14 protein-coding genes and 2 tRNA genes are annotated in these 14,121 nt (G+C 59.0%); 10 read left to right on the top strand and 6 right to left on the bottom strand.

Going from position 1 to position 14,121, the window contains the following annotated elements; genetic code table 11:
* Nucleotides 1-364 precede the first annotated feature (364 nt).
* The 4 genes from CH74_RS08245 to CH74_RS08230 are packed head-to-tail and all read left to right on the top strand — an operon-like array spanning nucleotide 365 to nucleotide 3,358.
* Nucleotides 365-1,408 (top strand): methionine ABC transporter ATP-binding protein, encoded by a 1,044-nt coding sequence (locus CH74_RS08245; protein WP_048306994.1) that lies wholly within the window; start codon nucleotides 365-367, stop codon nucleotides 1,406-1,408.
* Nucleotides 1,389-2,042, top strand: coding sequence for a methionine ABC transporter permease (locus CH74_RS08240; protein WP_048306993.1), 654 nt, complete (start codon nucleotides 1,389-1,391; stop codon nucleotides 2,040-2,042). Before CH74_RS08245 ends, CH74_RS08240 begins: the two co-directional genes overlap by 20 nt.
* Before the next feature lie 21 nt (nucleotides 2,043-2,063).
* Entirely contained in the window at nucleotides 2,064-2,891 is an 828-nt protein-coding gene (locus CH74_RS08235; protein ID WP_048306992.1) for a MetQ/NlpA family ABC transporter substrate-binding protein, read from the top strand.
* Between the two features lie 5 nt (nucleotides 2,892-2,896).
* On the top strand, nucleotides 2,897-3,358 hold the full coding sequence (locus tag CH74_RS08230; RefSeq protein WP_048306991.1) for a GAF domain-containing protein: 462 nt from the start codon (nucleotides 2,897-2,899) through the stop codon (nucleotides 3,356-3,358).
* 70 nt (nucleotides 3,359-3,428) lie between these two features.
* Here CH74_RS08230 and CH74_RS08225 read toward each other — a convergent pair.
* Nucleotides 3,429-3,505: transfer RNA gene (locus CH74_RS08225), tRNA-Val, on the bottom strand.
* A gap of 14 nt (nucleotides 3,506-3,519) precedes the next feature.
* Nucleotides 3,520-3,596: transfer RNA gene (locus tag CH74_RS08220), tRNA-Val, on the bottom strand.
* 269 nt (nucleotides 3,597-3,865) lie between these two features.
* On the opposite strand from CH74_RS08220, the gene CH74_RS08215 reads away from it, so the two are divergent.
* Complete coding sequence (locus tag CH74_RS08215; RefSeq protein ID WP_048306990.1) at nucleotides 3,866-4,939, top strand: endonuclease/exonuclease/phosphatase family protein; 1,074 nt, start codon at nucleotides 3,866-3,868, stop codon at nucleotides 4,937-4,939.
* Between the two features lie 27 nt (nucleotides 4,940-4,966).
* On the opposite strand, the gene CH74_RS08210 is transcribed toward CH74_RS08215, so the two are convergent.
* A complete protein-coding gene (locus CH74_RS08210) occupies nucleotides 4,967-6,346 on the bottom strand; it encodes a lyase family protein (RefSeq protein ID WP_048306989.1) in 1,380 nt (459 codons plus the stop codon).
* Between the two features lie 182 nt (nucleotides 6,347-6,528).
* On the opposite strand from CH74_RS08210, the gene CH74_RS08205 reads away from it, so the two are divergent.
* A complete protein-coding gene (locus CH74_RS08205; RefSeq protein WP_048306988.1) occupies nucleotides 6,529-7,047 on the top strand; it encodes a hypothetical protein in 519 nt (172 codons plus the stop codon).
* A 37-nt stretch (nucleotides 7,048-7,084) separates the two neighbouring features.
* A complete protein-coding gene (locus CH74_RS08200) occupies nucleotides 7,085-7,504 on the top strand; it encodes a secondary thiamine-phosphate synthase enzyme YjbQ (protein ID WP_048306987.1) in 420 nt (139 codons plus the stop codon).
* 9 nt (nucleotides 7,505-7,513) lie between these two features.
* Here CH74_RS08200 and hda read toward each other — a convergent pair whose 3' ends face one another.
* Nucleotides 7,514-8,215: a DnaA regulatory inactivator Hda gene (hda, locus tag CH74_RS08195; RefSeq protein WP_048306986.1), complete on the bottom strand. Its 702-nt coding sequence runs from the start codon at nucleotides 8,213-8,215 to the stop codon at nucleotides 7,514-7,516.
* Nucleotides 8,215-9,291, bottom strand: a complete 1,077-nt coding sequence (locus tag CH74_RS08190) for an AI-2E family transporter (protein ID WP_048306985.1) — start codon at nucleotides 9,289-9,291, stop codon at nucleotides 8,215-8,217. The genes hda and CH74_RS08190 overlap by 1 nt, the downstream gene beginning before the upstream one ends.
* A 157-nt stretch (nucleotides 9,292-9,448) precedes the next feature.
* On the opposite strand from CH74_RS08190, the gene purM reads away from it, so the two are divergent.
* From purM to CH74_RS08175, 3 genes are all read left to right on the top strand, one after another.
* Nucleotides 9,449-10,549 carry a phosphoribosylformylglycinamidine cyclo-ligase gene (gene purM, locus CH74_RS08185; protein ID WP_048306984.1) on the top strand — a complete coding sequence of 367 codons (1,101 nt, stop codon included), beginning with the start codon at nucleotides 9,449-9,451 and terminating at the stop codon, nucleotides 10,547-10,549.
* Nucleotides 10,546-11,286, top strand: coding sequence for a phosphoribosylglycinamide formyltransferase (gene purN / locus CH74_RS08180; protein WP_048306983.1), 741 nt, complete (start codon nucleotides 10,546-10,548; stop codon nucleotides 11,284-11,286). The genes purM and purN overlap by 4 nt, the downstream gene beginning before the upstream one ends.
* A 116-nt stretch (nucleotides 11,287-11,402) precedes the next feature.
* Entirely contained in the window at nucleotides 11,403-12,506 is a 1,104-nt protein-coding gene (locus tag CH74_RS08175; RefSeq protein ID WP_048306982.1) for an aldo/keto reductase, read from the top strand.
* A gap of 67 nt (nucleotides 12,507-12,573) precedes the next feature.
* Here CH74_RS08175 and CH74_RS08170 read toward each other — a convergent pair.
* Nucleotides 12,574-14,121 (bottom strand): autotransporter outer membrane beta-barrel domain-containing protein (locus tag CH74_RS08170; RefSeq protein ID WP_053070685.1); only part of this gene is annotated, 1,548 nt, incomplete at its 5' end.

The raw sequence follows: 14,121 nt of genomic DNA, 5'->3' as shown, positions 1-14,121 counted from the left end.
AAGTTTCGCCCTGCGCGTCCACGGGGTATTCATGGGCAACGATGCTTTCCTGGCCGGCAACATTGACAGCAGCCCATGAGCTTTCTACCATCGTCGCACTTTATACAGGCGCCGATTTGATCCCGGATTGCGGGCGCCGAAGCCTTGAGGCTGATCGAGCCTCAGGGTTTGCAAATGCAGCTAAAAGGGTGGGTCCGGTTTCGATGATCCCCCGCCAGCTTGTATCAGAATGAATCCTTGGTTTCACGTTCCAAGTAACGCATTCTCCCCGCCCGCATTTCTTTACATTACCGATCAAGACAACGCCCTACGGCGGCACACTTGCTGTCGTATTGATGCTCGGCGCCGCGACTCGACCAGGACCATGATCAAACTCGAAAACGTTTCCAAGACCTACGGCAGCGGTAATCAGGCAATCCATGCCCTGAAGCCGACGGATCTGCATGTGCCCCAGGGCGCCATTCATGGCGTGATCGGGCTCTCCGGCGCCGGCAAATCGACGCTGATCCGCTGTGTCAATCTACTCGAGCGGCCTAGCAGCGGGCGCGTCTTCGTCGATGGTCAGGAACTCACCGCCCTGTCTCCAAAGGCGCTCAATCATGCCCGCCACGGAGTCGGCATGATCTTTCAGCACTTCAATCTGCTCTCTTCGCGCACCGTGTTCGCCAATGTCGCCCTGCCCCTTGAGCTGATGGGCGTTGCCCGGCGCGAGATTCGCGAGCGGGTGCAGCCCTTGCTCGAATTGACCGGCCTGACGGACAAGCTCGACAAGTACCCCGCAGAGCTTTCCGGTGGCCAGAAGCAGCGGGTTGCCATTGCCCGGGCTCTAGCCAGCCGCCCCAAGGTGCTGCTGTGCGACGAGGCCACGTCCGCGCTCGATCCACAGACCACCACCTCGATTCTCGAGCTTTTAAAGGACATCAACCGCAAGCTGGGGCTGACCATCCTGCTAATCACCCACGAGATGGAAGTGGTCAAATCGATCTGCCATCGGGTCGGACTGATCGCCGGCGGTAAACTGGTGGAAGAAGCGGAGGTGGGCGACTTCTTCACCGCTCCCAAGACGCGTCTCGGTCGCGCCTTTCTCAATGCCTTTCTCGAGCTGGACCCACCCCAGTCGCTGCTGGAGCGCATGCAGGCGGAGCCTAGCGAACATACGCATCCGGTGGTGCGCCTGGCTTTTAGTGGGGATTCGGTCGCGTTACCGCTTATTTCGCATCTGACGCGGGATTGCGATGTGGACGTCAGCATTCTTGAAGCCAAGGTGGAATCCATTCAGGAGCGCACCCTAGGTCTGATGATTGCTGAGCTGATCGGTACACCGGATCGGATTGGCGCGGCGCTGGACTATTTGAAAGCTCATGATTTGCAAGTGGAGGTGCTCGGCCATGTCCAGCGCAATGCTTGAACTGATTCTCAAGGCCACCCTGGATACGCTTTATATGGTCGGGCTTTCCGGGCTGGTGGCAGCCGCCCTTGGGGTGCCTTTGGGTGTCATGCTCTACATCACCCGTCCCGGGCAGATATTGGCGCGGCCCTTGACCAATCGCATCCTGGGTATCGTCACCAACGTGGGTCGTTCGATCCCATTCATCATCCTGATGGTGGCCATCATTCCCTTCACCCGCCTGATCGTGGGCAGCTCGATCGGCACCAACGCGGCCATCGTGCCGCTGACCATCGCCGCGATTCCCTTCGTGGCAAGGCTGGTGGAAGGCGCACTCAACGAGATACCGCCAGGGCTGATCGAGGCGGCCCAGTCAATGGGCGCCACCCCTTATCAGATCATCGTCAAGGTGCTGATCCCCGAGGCCCGGGGCGGCATCATAACCGGCTTGACCATCACCCTGGTCACACTGATCAGCTATTCCGCTATGGCCGGCGCCGTGGGCGGTGGCGGGCTTGGCGACCTGGGCATTCGCTACGGCTACAACCGCTTCGATCCATTGGTGATGCTGATCACCGTGGTCATTTTAGTAGTACTGGTGCAGGGGTTTCAGAGTCTGGGGGATGCCCTGGTTCGCAGGGCCGATCATAAGTGATTCACGTAAGGAGCAATACCTATGAAAAACACGTTGATACAGCTCATTCGCCCAACTGGGCTGCTGAGCGCCACGCTCTTGAGCGCGACCCTGCTGGCCGGCTGTGGCGGCAGCGACGAAGGTGATTCGAATTCGATCAAGGTAGGTACCGTCGCGGGCCCAGAGACCGAGGTGATGCAGGTCGCCAAGCGTTTGGCCAAGGAGCGGCACGACCTCGAGGTGGAGATCGTCGAGTTCACGGACTATGTCTCGCCCAACGCGGCCCTGGCGGACGGAAGTCTGGATGCCAACGCCTTTCAACACGAACCCTACATGCAAAGCATGGTGGAGGACCGAGGTTACGATTTTGCCATTGCCGGACGCACCTTCGTCTATCCGATCGGGGCCTATTCCGAAAAATATGACAGCATCGAAGATCTGCCGGATGGCGCCACCATTGCTCTGCCCAACGATCCGTCCAATGAAGGCCGCTCGCTGATTCTGATGCACAACGAAGGTCTTCTCGAACTCAAGGATGTAGGCAATCTCGAGGCGACTCCCATCGATATCGCCAAGAACCCGCGCAACTTCGAGTTTCGCGAGATCGAAGCTGCCCAGCTACCTCGAGTTCTACCCGACGTGGACATGGCCTTCATTAACAACACCTTCGCTCAGCCGGCGGGTCTGAGTCTGGATGATGCCCTGATCAAGGAAGGGCCGGAGTCGCCCTACGTCAACCTGATCGCGGTACGCGGGGGTGATGAGGAACGTGAGGCGATCCAGCAGCTGGTCGAGGCCTATCAAAGCAATGAAGTGAAGGACAAGGCCAAGGAGCTATTCGATGGAGCGGCGGTTCCCGGCTGGGAGTAATCAGCATGGCGAATTACGAACTGCTCGCCCGCCAGCTAGAGGCGTTGCTGGATACCCGAGACTGGTTGACCAATGCGGCTCAGACCTGCGCCTTCATCATGCAGGAGGTGCCGCAGCTCAACTGGGTGGGGTTCTATCTGCAGCGTGCCCCGGAGCTACTCAGTCTGGGGCCATTTCAGGGCAAGCCCGCCTGCAACCCGATCCCTTTCGACAAGGGGGTTTGCGGCGCGGCGGCGCGCAGCCATGAGACCCAGCGGGTCGAAGACGTTCATGCGGTGGCGGATCACATCGCCTGCGATGCGGATTCCCGGGCCGAGCTGGTCGTTCCCCTCATCGTCGGGGATCGCCTATGGGGCGTACTGGATCTGGATAGCCCGTTTCCGGCACGCTTCAGTAAGGAAGATCAATCCGGTATCGAACGTCTGGCGCGGGTATTCATAGACGCAAGTGACCTGGACCGTACGTAACGCCATTCAAACCAACAGGCTGAAATGCAAAAGGCTCCGACGAGAGATCTCGTCGGAGCCTTTTTGAATCTGGTAGGACCAAGCGGATTTGAACCGCTGACCTCCACGATGTCAACGTGGCGCTCTAACCAACTGAGCTATGGTCCTGCGAACGTGCTAATTGGTAGGACCGAGCGGATTTGAACCGCTGACCTCCACGATGTCAACGTGGCGCTCTAACCAACTGAGCTACGGTCCTATCGAGTGTTAGCACGATGCGCGCATTACGCTTTCATCGAGCGGTGCGTGGCAACGGATGGGTATTCTACTCATGGTGTCGTTGAATGCAAGATCGAATGCAGCGTAAACAAGATAGCGTATTTCAATTCATGCCCAGGAGCGTAAGAAAATACGCTTGGTAAAACGAAGATTAGTAATGATTCGGCTTCACTAGGATGGCACCATGGCGCTCAAGCAAGCAACAACAACCCCTGAATGGGAAAGCCCATTCAGTCAGGAGAATTTTTAATGCTGGATATCATTTTAGGGCTCGCGGCGGTCTTCTTGCTTATCGCGACTTTACTGCCCTTCTTGCCACTGCATCACTGGTCCGTGCGCGGCTTCGATTTCCCCCGTCTACAGTTAGCCTGCCTAGCCATTGTCGTTGGCGCCGTTCAAGGCATCTGGAGCGATGCAGATTGGCGCTGGTTATCGATGGCTGTTTGCGCGCTGGTTGCTCTGGTTCAAGGCGGTTACATCCTGCCCTGGACCCCCTTTTGGCCCAAACAGGTCAAGTTCATCGGCAAGAGTGACGAGCGGCGACACATCACATTGCTGATCGCCAACGTTCTGACCCCTAACCGCAACGCCCAGGGGCTGCTAGAACAAATCCATGAGCATCAACCGGACGTGGTCCTGACGCTTGAATCCGATGCCTGGTGGGGAAGACAGCTCGAACACTCCTTGAGCGAGGAGTGGCCACATGACGTCAAGATCCCCTTGGACAACCTGTACGGCATGCATCTTTTTTCGCGTATCCCGCTCGAGGATGCGGAAGTCAAATGGCTCATCCAAAGCGACATCCCGTCAATTCATACCTGGCTACCCATGCCGGACGGCACACGCATCCGCTTTCATGCCCTGCACCCACGCCCCCCTTCTCCTAGCGAGAGCGATGTGTCGCTATGGCGCGATGCAGAGCTGCTGCTGGTAGGCAAGGGTATCGAGCAGTCGGAGCATCAGCCAACGCTGGTGGCCGGAGATCTCAATGACGTCGCCTGGTCCGGCACCACCCGAAGGTTTTGCCGCGTCAGCCGCATGCTCGATCCACGCCGTGGCCGAGGCATGTTCAGCACCTTTCACGCCAAATATCCCTTTTTGCGCTGGCCATTGGACCACATTTTCATCAGCGATCATTTTCAGCTGGTGATGATGCAGCGCCTTAAATACTATGGCTCCGACCATTTTCCGATCCTGGCCACCTTCAGCTATCAGCCCGCTCGAAAGGAAGAAAACGATCCATCAGTGGCAGATAGTGAAGATAGACGCGATGCTCAGGAAACGATCCAGGAAGCGAGCCAGAAAGGCGACGGCGAAGCCTGAAACAGGCTTCACCATCCCAACAGGGAATCACTCCGGAACGCCGCCCCGGGTCAACTGATCCGGGTCCAGCAGGCGTTCTAACTCCTCTCGATCGAGGTCGGTCTCCTCTTCTGCCACATCGAGAATCGGCCGCCCTGCCTGATAGGCCTTCTTGGCCACTGCCGCCGCGGCGTTGTAACCGATCACGGAATTGAGCGCCGTCACCAGAATCGGATTGCGGGACAGCGGCGCCTCGATGTTGTCGCGGCGCACCTGGAACGTGGCAATGGCCGGATCTGCCAGCAGCTTGCTGACGTTGGTCATCAGGGTGATCGAGGTCATGAGGTTGTGGGCAATCAGCGGTAGCATGACGTTGAGCTGAAAATTGCCGCTCTGCCCGGCCACGGTGATGGCGCTATCAAGACCGATGACCTGGGCTGCCGCCTGAGCCGCCGCCTCTGGAATGACCGGATTGACCTTGCCCGGCATGATCGAACTGCCCGGCTGCAGTGCTTTCAACTCGATTTCACCCAATCCCGCCAATGGCCCGGAGTTCATCCAGCGTAGATCGTTGCTGATCTTCATGACCGCGCAAGCGTAGGTACGCAGGTGCCCGGAAAGCTCCACCGCCGCATCCTGAGAGCTCAGGCTGGCAAAGAAGCTATCGTTAGGGCGCAGGGAGAGTCCCGTCTGCTCGCTGAGTTTGTCCGCCATGCGGCTTGCAAACTCCGGATGCGCATTGATGCCGGTGCCGACTGCGGTGCCGCCTTGGGCGAGCCGTGACAGCCGCTGCTGGCCGTCGTTCAGCCGCTCGATGGCCTGGCCCACCTGACTGGCCCAGCCGCCCAGCTCCTGGCTCATGCGCACCGGCATGGCGTCCATCAAATGCGTGCGCCCGGTCTTGACCACATCGTCGAGCTCTCCCGCTTTTTGCTCGATGGCGCTTTTCAACTGCTCGAGGGCCGGCAGCAAGCGATCCTTGACCTCCAGCGCTGCCGCCAGATGAATCGCCGTGGGCACCACATCATTGCTCGACTGGCCCATATTGACATGATCATTAGGGCCGACCTCGAGATTGTCCCTGGAAGCCAGATGGGAGATCACCTCGTTGACGTTCATGTTGCTCGAGGTGCCAGAGCCGGTCTGGAATACGTCGATGGGAAACTGATCCGCATGTTCGCCGTCGATCAACGACTGGGCCGCCTTGACGATGGCCTCCGAACGGGATGCATCGAGTAGCTCGAGATCCCGGTTCACCTGGGCCGCCGCCAGCTTGATGCGTGCAATCGCCTGAATGAAAGCGGCCGGCATGGGTTGACCGCTGATGGGGAAATTGTTCACTGCACGCTGGGTCTGAGCGCCAAAGAGTGCCTTGCTGGGTACCTCAAGCTCGCCCATGCTGTCGCGTTCAATGCGGGTATCGCTCATATGACGTCCTCCTGTCCTGTGCAACGCTATTCGGTAGTGACTAAAGCCTTGTGCTGAATCACCGGTTTTTCAAGGACTATATTCACTATCCTTGTTCGTCAATCGGCATTGGTCGCATGATCGTGCCACGGTAGACTGATATCGATGACCGACTACAGATCAGCAATACGAGGAAGGATGACATGGGCAAATGGATCGCCATCGCACTAATGGGGTTGTTGTTGGGAGGTTGTCAGTTCGTGGGAAGAGGCCCGGATACAGGCCCGCCGGTGGTCGAAGATCGCAGCGAGCCACCACCCGAGCAGATCGAGCGCAAAATCGCCTTTCCAGAACAAGAGTACGCCAAGCTGGCTAAAAACGGCACCGCGTCGATTTCGGGTCAGCTATTCATTCGCACGGCCAGCGGCGTCGTTTATGGCGCTGGCGAAACCGTTTCGGTGGCACCGGCGACTCGCTATTCCGCCGAGGCAGCGGAAGTCGCCCTGGCGGGAGGCTACATCGAGCCTGCGGACCCTCGCGCCCAGGCCTACACCCATTACGCCAAGACCGATGACCAAGGCTATTTCGAGATCACTGGTTTACCCTCAGGAGTTTTCTATGTCGCCGGCCGTGTCGCTCAACCCGGTGGCGATCGCCAGGTCATCATCAACCAGGTCAGCCTCGGCAAGGGTCAGAGCAAGAAAATAGAGCTTTCCAGGTAGAGTGTTTTGAATAGAAAAACTCAGGGGAGCACACACCATGTGGATTCAACAGCGTATTTCTTTAAAGCCCCGTAACCGGGGCTTTCATCTGATTACCCGAGAAGTCGATGACGCCCTGCCCCAGCTGGCGGAACTGGACGTCGGCCTGCTGCATCTGCAGCTGCTGCATACCTCGGCCTCACTGAGCTTGAACGAAAACGCAGATCCGGACGTGCGCCACGACATGGACGCTTTTCTGCGGGATCGGGTGCCGGGTGATCTACCCTATTTTCGTCACACTCTGGAAGGGCCTGACGACATGCCGGCCCATATTGCTGCCAGTCTGTTTGGCACTCAATTGACTATCGCCGTCAGCGATGGCTGCCTGGCGCTGGGCACCTGGCAAGGCCTCTGGCTGGGAGAGCATCGCGACCAGGGCGGCTCGCGGCAGATTGTTGCGACGCTGAACGGCGAGTAACGTGAACGATCACCACCCCAACGCCTGCTTGACGAAGGGAATGGTCACCTTGCGCTGGGCGGAGAGCGAGGCCCGATCAAGTCGTTCGAGCAGGTCAAAAAGCTCGCCAAGACGACGCGGGCCACGATGCAGAATATAGCGCGTCACCTCATCGGATAACTGCAGCCCCCGGGTTTGGGCACGCAGCTTCAGGGCCTCGAAGCGGCCCTGATCGTCAAGACGTGCAAGATGAAAGGTCGTACCCCAGCTCAACCGCGAGGCCAGATCCGGAAGCATCACGTTCAGCTGACGCGGCGCGGCGGAGGCCCCGATCACCAAATGCTTGCTGGCATCCCGCAAACGATTGAAGCTGTGGAATAGCGCTTCTTCCCAGCGTTTGCGCCCGATTACTCGATCCAGATCGTCGATCGCCACGAGATCGAGTCGCTCGATGTCCTCGAGCATGTGGGGTGGAAAATGCCCCAGCTCGTTCAAGGGAAGATAGAGTGCCCGTTGATCCTGGGCGCTAGCCGCATGGCAGGCCGCTTGCAGTAGATGGCTGCGACCGGAACCCGAAGCCCCCCAGAGATAAACGAAGGACTCCCCACCGGGAGCAAGTTGGCGTTGCAGGGTGGCCACCGCAGTTTCGTTGCCCCTGGGCAGGAAATTGGCAAAGGTGGCGTCATCGCGCAACCCAATACCCAGGGAAAGCTGCCCCGTCGCGCTTCTCATCAAAGCCCCTCGTCGCCGTTCGAGGATTCTGACGCTTCGTATAAATCGCTGTTTTTATAGCGCTCATGAAGATAGCGCAGCAGCACCATGATCACCGCGGCAACCGGCAAGGCAAGCAATATGCCGGTAAAGCCGAACAGCTGCCCGCCCGCCAGTACCGCGAAGATGACCGCCACCGGGTGCAGCCCAATCTTGTCCCCTAACAGTAGCGGTTGCAGCACCATTCCTTCGAGCATCTGTCCGATGGCGAACACTACGCCTACGCCTACCAGATGCAGCAGATCGCCATATTGAAAAAATGCCACCAATGCCGCCACTACCAGTCCAACGATCACTCCTAGATAGGGCACGATGCTGGCAAGCCCCGCCAGCACGCCGATCAGTATGCCGAATTGAATGCCGATGACGGTCAGGCCCACTGCGTAGACCACACCCAGGCTCAACATCACCAGCAGCTGGCCCCGCAGGAACGCCGAGAGCACTTCGTCACATTGAACGGCCAGATGAGTAATGGTCGGCTCGTAACGTCGGGGCAGCAGATCGCGAATGCGTCCCTTTAGACGATCCCAATCTAGCAGCAGGTAAAAAGTGACCACGGGTATCAGCGCCAGATTGGCGATCAAGAGCGCAAGCGCCAGCCCGGAACGAGAAATCTGCGCCAGTATGACCGCCGCATAGGTGCTGGTTTCCTTCCAGTTGCTCATCAACGTCTGGCGCAGCTGATCGAAATCCGTCGACAAATCCACGCCGGTAAAGGACTGCACCCAGGGCAGCGCCACCGTTTGCACCCAGGCAAAGACCTCGGGCAGCGCGTCAATCAGCTGGCGCAGCTGACGACCCAGCAAGGGCACCAGCACGACAATGGCAAGCACCAGTGTCAAGGTCAGCACCAGGAACACCACGCTCACCGCCCAGCGTCGCGACAGCCCCTTGGCTTCCAGCCAATCCGTTAGTGGATCGCCCAAATAGGCCAGAATGATGCTGATGAAAAACGGCATCAGAATCGGTTCCAATAGCACCAGCAGCCAGATCATGACGGCCAATACCAACAAAGACCAGATATGTACTCGCGACATGACGGCTTCCTAAAGAACGTGCCTAATAACGGGTATGCGCCCCCTGCCACCCATGCAGCACGGCACACGCGATGCTACAATGCCCGCGCTTATCTTCACCAGCCCCTTGGCCATTCATGACGGCTATTCATGATGGCGATCGATCCCAGGACCTGCCATGACCTCCAGTGCTTCCGACAAGCCCCAATCCCCCTCGTTGAGCTACAAGGATGCCGGCGTTGACATCGACGCCGGTAATGCCCTGGTCGAACGCATCAAAGGTGTTGCCAAGCGTACCAGCCGCCCGGAAGTGATGGGCGGACTTGGCGGTTTCGGGGCGCTTTGTGCCCTGCCCAGCGGCTATCGGGAGCCAGTGCTGGTCACCGGTACCGACGGCGTGGGCACCAAACTGCGTCTGGCCATGGACCTGAACCGTCACGACACTATCGGCATCGATCTTGTCGCCATGTGCGTCAACGACCTGGTGGTGGCCGGCGCCGAGCCGCTGCAGTTTCTCGACTACTATGCCACGGGCAGGCTCGATGTGGATATCGCCGCGGACGTGGTGACCGGCATCGGCGAGGGCTGTGTGCAGGCTGGCTGCGCCTTGGTCGGGGGTGAAACCGCGGAGATGCCGGGCATGTACTCAGGCAGCGACTATGACCTGGCGGGGTTCTGCGTCGGCGTGGTGGAAAAATCACAGATTCTGGACGGCAGTAAGGTAGCCGAGGGCAATACAATTCTCGGCCTGGCGTCCTCCGGCCCTCACTCCAACGGTTATTCCCTGATTCGCAAGGTGCTGGAAATCAGCGGCGCCGATCTAAACAGCGAGATTGACGGTCAGTCTCTTGCCGACGCCCTGCTCGCCCCGACCCGCATCTACGTCAAGCCGCTGCTTTCTCTGATCCGGGACAGCGATGTCGACGTGCATGCGCTTTCCCATATCACCGGCGGCGGACTGCTCGAAAACCTGCCCCGGGTACTGCCGGATGATCTAGCTGCACGAATCGACGTCAACGCTTGGAAACGGCCAAGGATATTCGACTGGCTGCAGCACCAGGGCAACATCGCCGAGCGCGAGATGTACCGGGTACTCAACTGCGGCATCGGCATGATCCTGGTGGTGTCCAAGGATCAGGCTGAGGCCGCCCAGCGCCATCTGGAAACCTTTGGTGAGACCGTGTTTCGTCTAGGTGAGATCGTCTCCCGAAAAAAATCCGGTGAAGGCGTAAATGAAACCATGGAAGAACAGGTACGTCTGGAGAATCTCGCACCATGAGCGACATGAATTCGACCGGCGATACGTTGAACGATTTCGAAGCCGAAAAGGCCGATGCGCGGCGGGTGGTCGTGCTGATCTCCGGTAATGGCAGCAATCTGCAGGCCTTGATCGATGCTCAATCTTTCGACGAACTGGGTGGCGAGATCGTTGCGGTGATCTCCAACAAGGTCGATGCTCATGGCCTGAAGCGCGCCCGAGACGCGGGCATCGATGCCGTGGCGCTGCCCCATAACGAATACGATAGCCGTGAAGCCTTCGATGGCGCCCTGATCAAGGTCATCGAGCGCCATGAGCCGGATCTCATCGTGCTTGCGGGCTTCATGCGCATTCTCTCGCCGATCTTCGTCAATCGTTTCCACGGCCGCCTGCTCAATGTTCATCCGTCCCTGCTACCTGCCTACCAGGGGCTCAATACCCATAAGCGGGTGCTGGCCGACGGCGGTGAAGAACACGGCGCCAGCGTGCATTTCGTCACCGAGGAGCTCGACGGTGGGCCGGTGGTGATACAGGCCGCCCTCATGATCCGTCCGGGGGATAGCGAAGAAGAGATAATCGAGAAGATTCACGCCCGGGAACATCTGATCTATCCCATCGCCGTGCGCTGGTTTCTCGAGGGCCGTCTACAGCTTGGACCCAACGGACCCACTCTGGATGGCGTGGCGCTCCCCGCTCAGGGTATGCGCTTGTCTCATGAAGATGCCGCGGAAGAGCTTGACGAAGAACCTGGCGACTGAATGTCGCCTATGATCGCTGCCTGGCGTGAGACATTTCTATACACAGTCTGGTTTGTCGGAAGCGCTCGAGAAGATTAGAGTTTTAACCTGCGTATCGATAAAAGGAGAATCGCGATATGGATTATCGTCCACTAGGCAATTCAGGTCTGATGGTATCGCCTATGGCCCTTGGCACTGCCCCCTTTGGTGGCGCCAATGGATTCGAAGACGTGGGAAATGTCGGCGTCGATGACGCCAGGAAACTACTCGATATCGCTTTCGAGATAGGGGTCAACGTCGTTGATACCGCGGATCTTTATTCTTTGGGGGTATCCGAAGAAGTCACCGGCAAGGCCCTGGGCAACAAGCGCAACGATATCATTCTCGCCTCCAAAGGCCGCAGCCCGCTCAGTGACGATCCCAATGCGTCCGGCGCTTCACGCTATCATCTGATTCACGCGGTGGAGGCCAGTCTAAAGCGTCTTGGCACGGATCATATCGATCTTTATCAGCTGCACAACTGGGACGGTGTCACGCCGATCGAAGAGACCCTCGAGGCGATGCATCATCTCGTCACCAGCGGCAAGATACGCTACTACGGCACCTCTAACTACAGCGGCTGGCAGATGATGAAGATGCTGGGCAAGGCCGAGACGCATCATTTCATCAAGCCGGTCAGCCAGCAGATTTACTACACCCCGGAATCCCGAGAAGCGGAATACGAGCTGTTGCCCTTGGCGCTGGATCAGAACATTGGCTCCTTGATCTGGGGCCCCATGGGTGAGGGCTTTCTGACCGGCAAGGTGCGTCGTGGTCAGGAAACGCCATCGAATACGCGGCAAGGCGAAGGCTGGCCGGAGCCCTACGTCCACGACATGGAACGGGCCTACGACATCATCGAAGAGCTGTTTGCCATCGGTGAAGCCCACGACTGCTCGCCGGCCCGGGTCTGCCTGGCCTGGCTGATGGATCGTCCTGGCGTCACTTCGCTGATCGTGGGTGCCCGCACCGAAGAGCACTTGAGGGACAATCTTGCGGCAATGGAATTGAAACTCAGCGAAGAAGAACACCAGCGCCTGGAGAAGGCCACTCGTCCCGCGCCGCTTTATCCCTACTGGCACCGTATCGTCTGCGGCATGGATCGGCTCGATCCTGCGGAAAAGCCGTTTCTGGACGGCTACGCCGAGACCATCAAGCATCGCACGGACGATCGCAGCGCCAAATCGAAAGGCGATAAGTAACGCAGCAGAACGGAGCCCATAAGGCTCCGTTTTTCATGCCGTCTTGCTGAAGATCGGAAACAGACCCTCAGAAGACCAGGCTCGCCCCTACCTGCATGTAGGGCGACCACTCGTCCCAGCCTTGGGCGCCACCGCCCAAGCTTAAGCGCGCCTGCCCAAGCTGCACACGAAGGCCTGCGTCAGCTCGCAGATAGTTGTCGTCTTCTCGCGTTTGATCCCCGCCGGACCAGCGGTTGGTGGGCAACGAAGCCAGTCGCACTTCGGCGCTGTCGCGTTCGTCTTCAAGATAGCGCCCCCAGGAGAATTCGCCGTAGAAACCGATACCCTCTTCGAGTCCACGATCCAGCATCAGGCCAAGCTCGAGCTGACGATCCTTGAGATCTTGATCCGAGACCCGTAAAGCATTGGCCTTCGATCCTTGCTCGGTATAGCCGTCGATCTTGGCATCTATATGCCGATAGGCCACGAACGGCGCGGTGTACCAGGACGAGTCTGCCGCGCTCAGACGATAATCGAGTCGCAGCTCCGCCGCCCAGCCATCCGCTTCGGTCTTGCCTTTCGCGCTGCGCCGGGCCTGGCCCAAGGCAAACTGCCGACGCAGATCGAGATCGAAATCACCACCGCTGAGGATAGCCTGCAGCCCGATCCTGCCCAGATGCTGACGGGCAAACACACTGTAGGCCTGGCCCTCGAGATCGAACTCCCCCGGCTCATCCAGATCCGCGTCGCGCTGAGTAGCGGCTGCGCCTAGCCAGCCGGCTGCCATTGGTACGACCACGCCGACCCCTGCGCCTTTCTGCGTGGACTCCGGCTGACCGCCATCATCGAAGGCGTTCGGTCGGTCATTCTGGTAATCCCCTTGAGCAAAGACGCGCACCCGATCGCTTTGCCAGCCGGGGCGCAGTTCATTGCCAATGCTGCGCTGCTGGGCATTGAAGGCCCCGGTGGTCAACTCCCCAGCCAAGGCAAGCACCTGGGGCGCCTCGAGCAAGGCATAGGTGTAGTCGGCCGCGATCTGCTGACCCGCCACGGTGGGATGCACGGTGTCGTTGAACAAAAGCTTGGCAGGATCGGGGGCGCCCGATGCCAGGCCATAAGATGAGGTGTCGCAGCTCGGATCGCTGAAGCAGACGTCCGTCAGAGCCACATCCATCGCCAGACCGAAAGCCGCAGGCTCGGCCACCACCTCGTCGAACAGAGCGCCGATATTGAGACGGATGATATCCACCTGGCCATCGAAGCGTGAAAGTCGTTCACCCAGTGCCTGGTTGTAGACGTCGCTCAACGCGGAAAAGGCCTGACGCTGGCCGCTTTGCAGGCCTACTGGCGTAGCGCCGATGTCCGGCACATTGGAAACCAGGATGGTCCTGGCCCCAGCCGCGACCAAGGCCTCGACGCCATTTACCAAGGTATTCCCCGCCCCTACCGCGGAGGCAGGGTCGGTGATCAAGCCGCTCAGAAAGTCATTGCCGCCGCCATTCACAAAATAGAGTGCATCCGGGTCCGCCCGGGAGGCGCTGACAAGATAGCCGTCCCGGCTTCGCGAGGTGTCGATTCCCAGGCCGGCCAGCAGCGCTACCACGGTTGGCAATAGATCGGGTATCTCGACTACGGA

Source organism: Halomonas sp. PR-M31 (genome assembly GCF_001039575.1).
Taxonomy (GTDB): domain Bacteria; phylum Pseudomonadota; class Gammaproteobacteria; order Pseudomonadales; family Halomonadaceae; genus Modicisalibacter.
The sequence above is the reverse complement of the archived record's forward strand: the minus strand, read 5'-3'. Positions and strand labels throughout refer to the sequence as shown.

Bases quoted from the DNA above. Each gene is read 5' to 3' on its own strand.
- CH74_RS08245 (WP_048306994.1), top strand. From the start codon at position 365: ATGATCAAACTCGAAAACGTTTCCAAGACCTACGGCAGCGGTAATCAG.
- CH74_RS08240 (WP_048306993.1), top strand. From the start codon at position 1,389: ATGTCCAGCGCAATGCTTGAACTGATTCTCAAGGCCACCCTGGATACG.
- CH74_RS08235 (WP_048306992.1), top strand. From the start codon at position 2,064: ATGAAAAACACGTTGATACAGCTCATTCGCCCAACTGGGCTGCTGAGC.
- CH74_RS08230 (WP_048306991.1), top strand. From the start codon at position 2,897: ATGGCGAATTACGAACTGCTCGCCCGCCAGCTAGAGGCGTTGCTGGAT.
- CH74_RS08215 (WP_048306990.1), top strand. From the start codon at position 3,866: ATGCTGGATATCATTTTAGGGCTCGCGGCGGTCTTCTTGCTTATCGCG.
- CH74_RS08210 (WP_048306989.1), bottom strand. From the start codon at position 6,346: ATGAGCGATACCCGCATTGAACGCGACAGCATGGGCGAGCTTGAGGTA.
- CH74_RS08205 (WP_048306988.1), top strand. From the start codon at position 6,529: ATGGGCAAATGGATCGCCATCGCACTAATGGGGTTGTTGTTGGGAGGT.
- CH74_RS08200 (WP_048306987.1), top strand. From the start codon at position 7,085: ATGTGGATTCAACAGCGTATTTCTTTAAAGCCCCGTAACCGGGGCTTT.
- hda (WP_048306986.1), bottom strand. From the start codon at position 8,215: ATGAGAAGCGCGACGGGGCAGCTTTCCCTGGGTATTGGGTTGCGCGAT.
- CH74_RS08190 (WP_048306985.1), bottom strand. From the start codon at position 9,291: ATGTCGCGAGTACATATCTGGTCTTTGTTGGTATTGGCCGTCATGATC.
- purM (WP_048306984.1), top strand. From the start codon at position 9,449: ATGACCTCCAGTGCTTCCGACAAGCCCCAATCCCCCTCGTTGAGCTAC.
- purN (WP_048306983.1), top strand. From the start codon at position 10,546: ATGAGCGACATGAATTCGACCGGCGATACGTTGAACGATTTCGAAGCC.
- CH74_RS08175 (WP_048306982.1), top strand. From the start codon at position 11,403: ATGGATTATCGTCCACTAGGCAATTCAGGTCTGATGGTATCGCCTATG.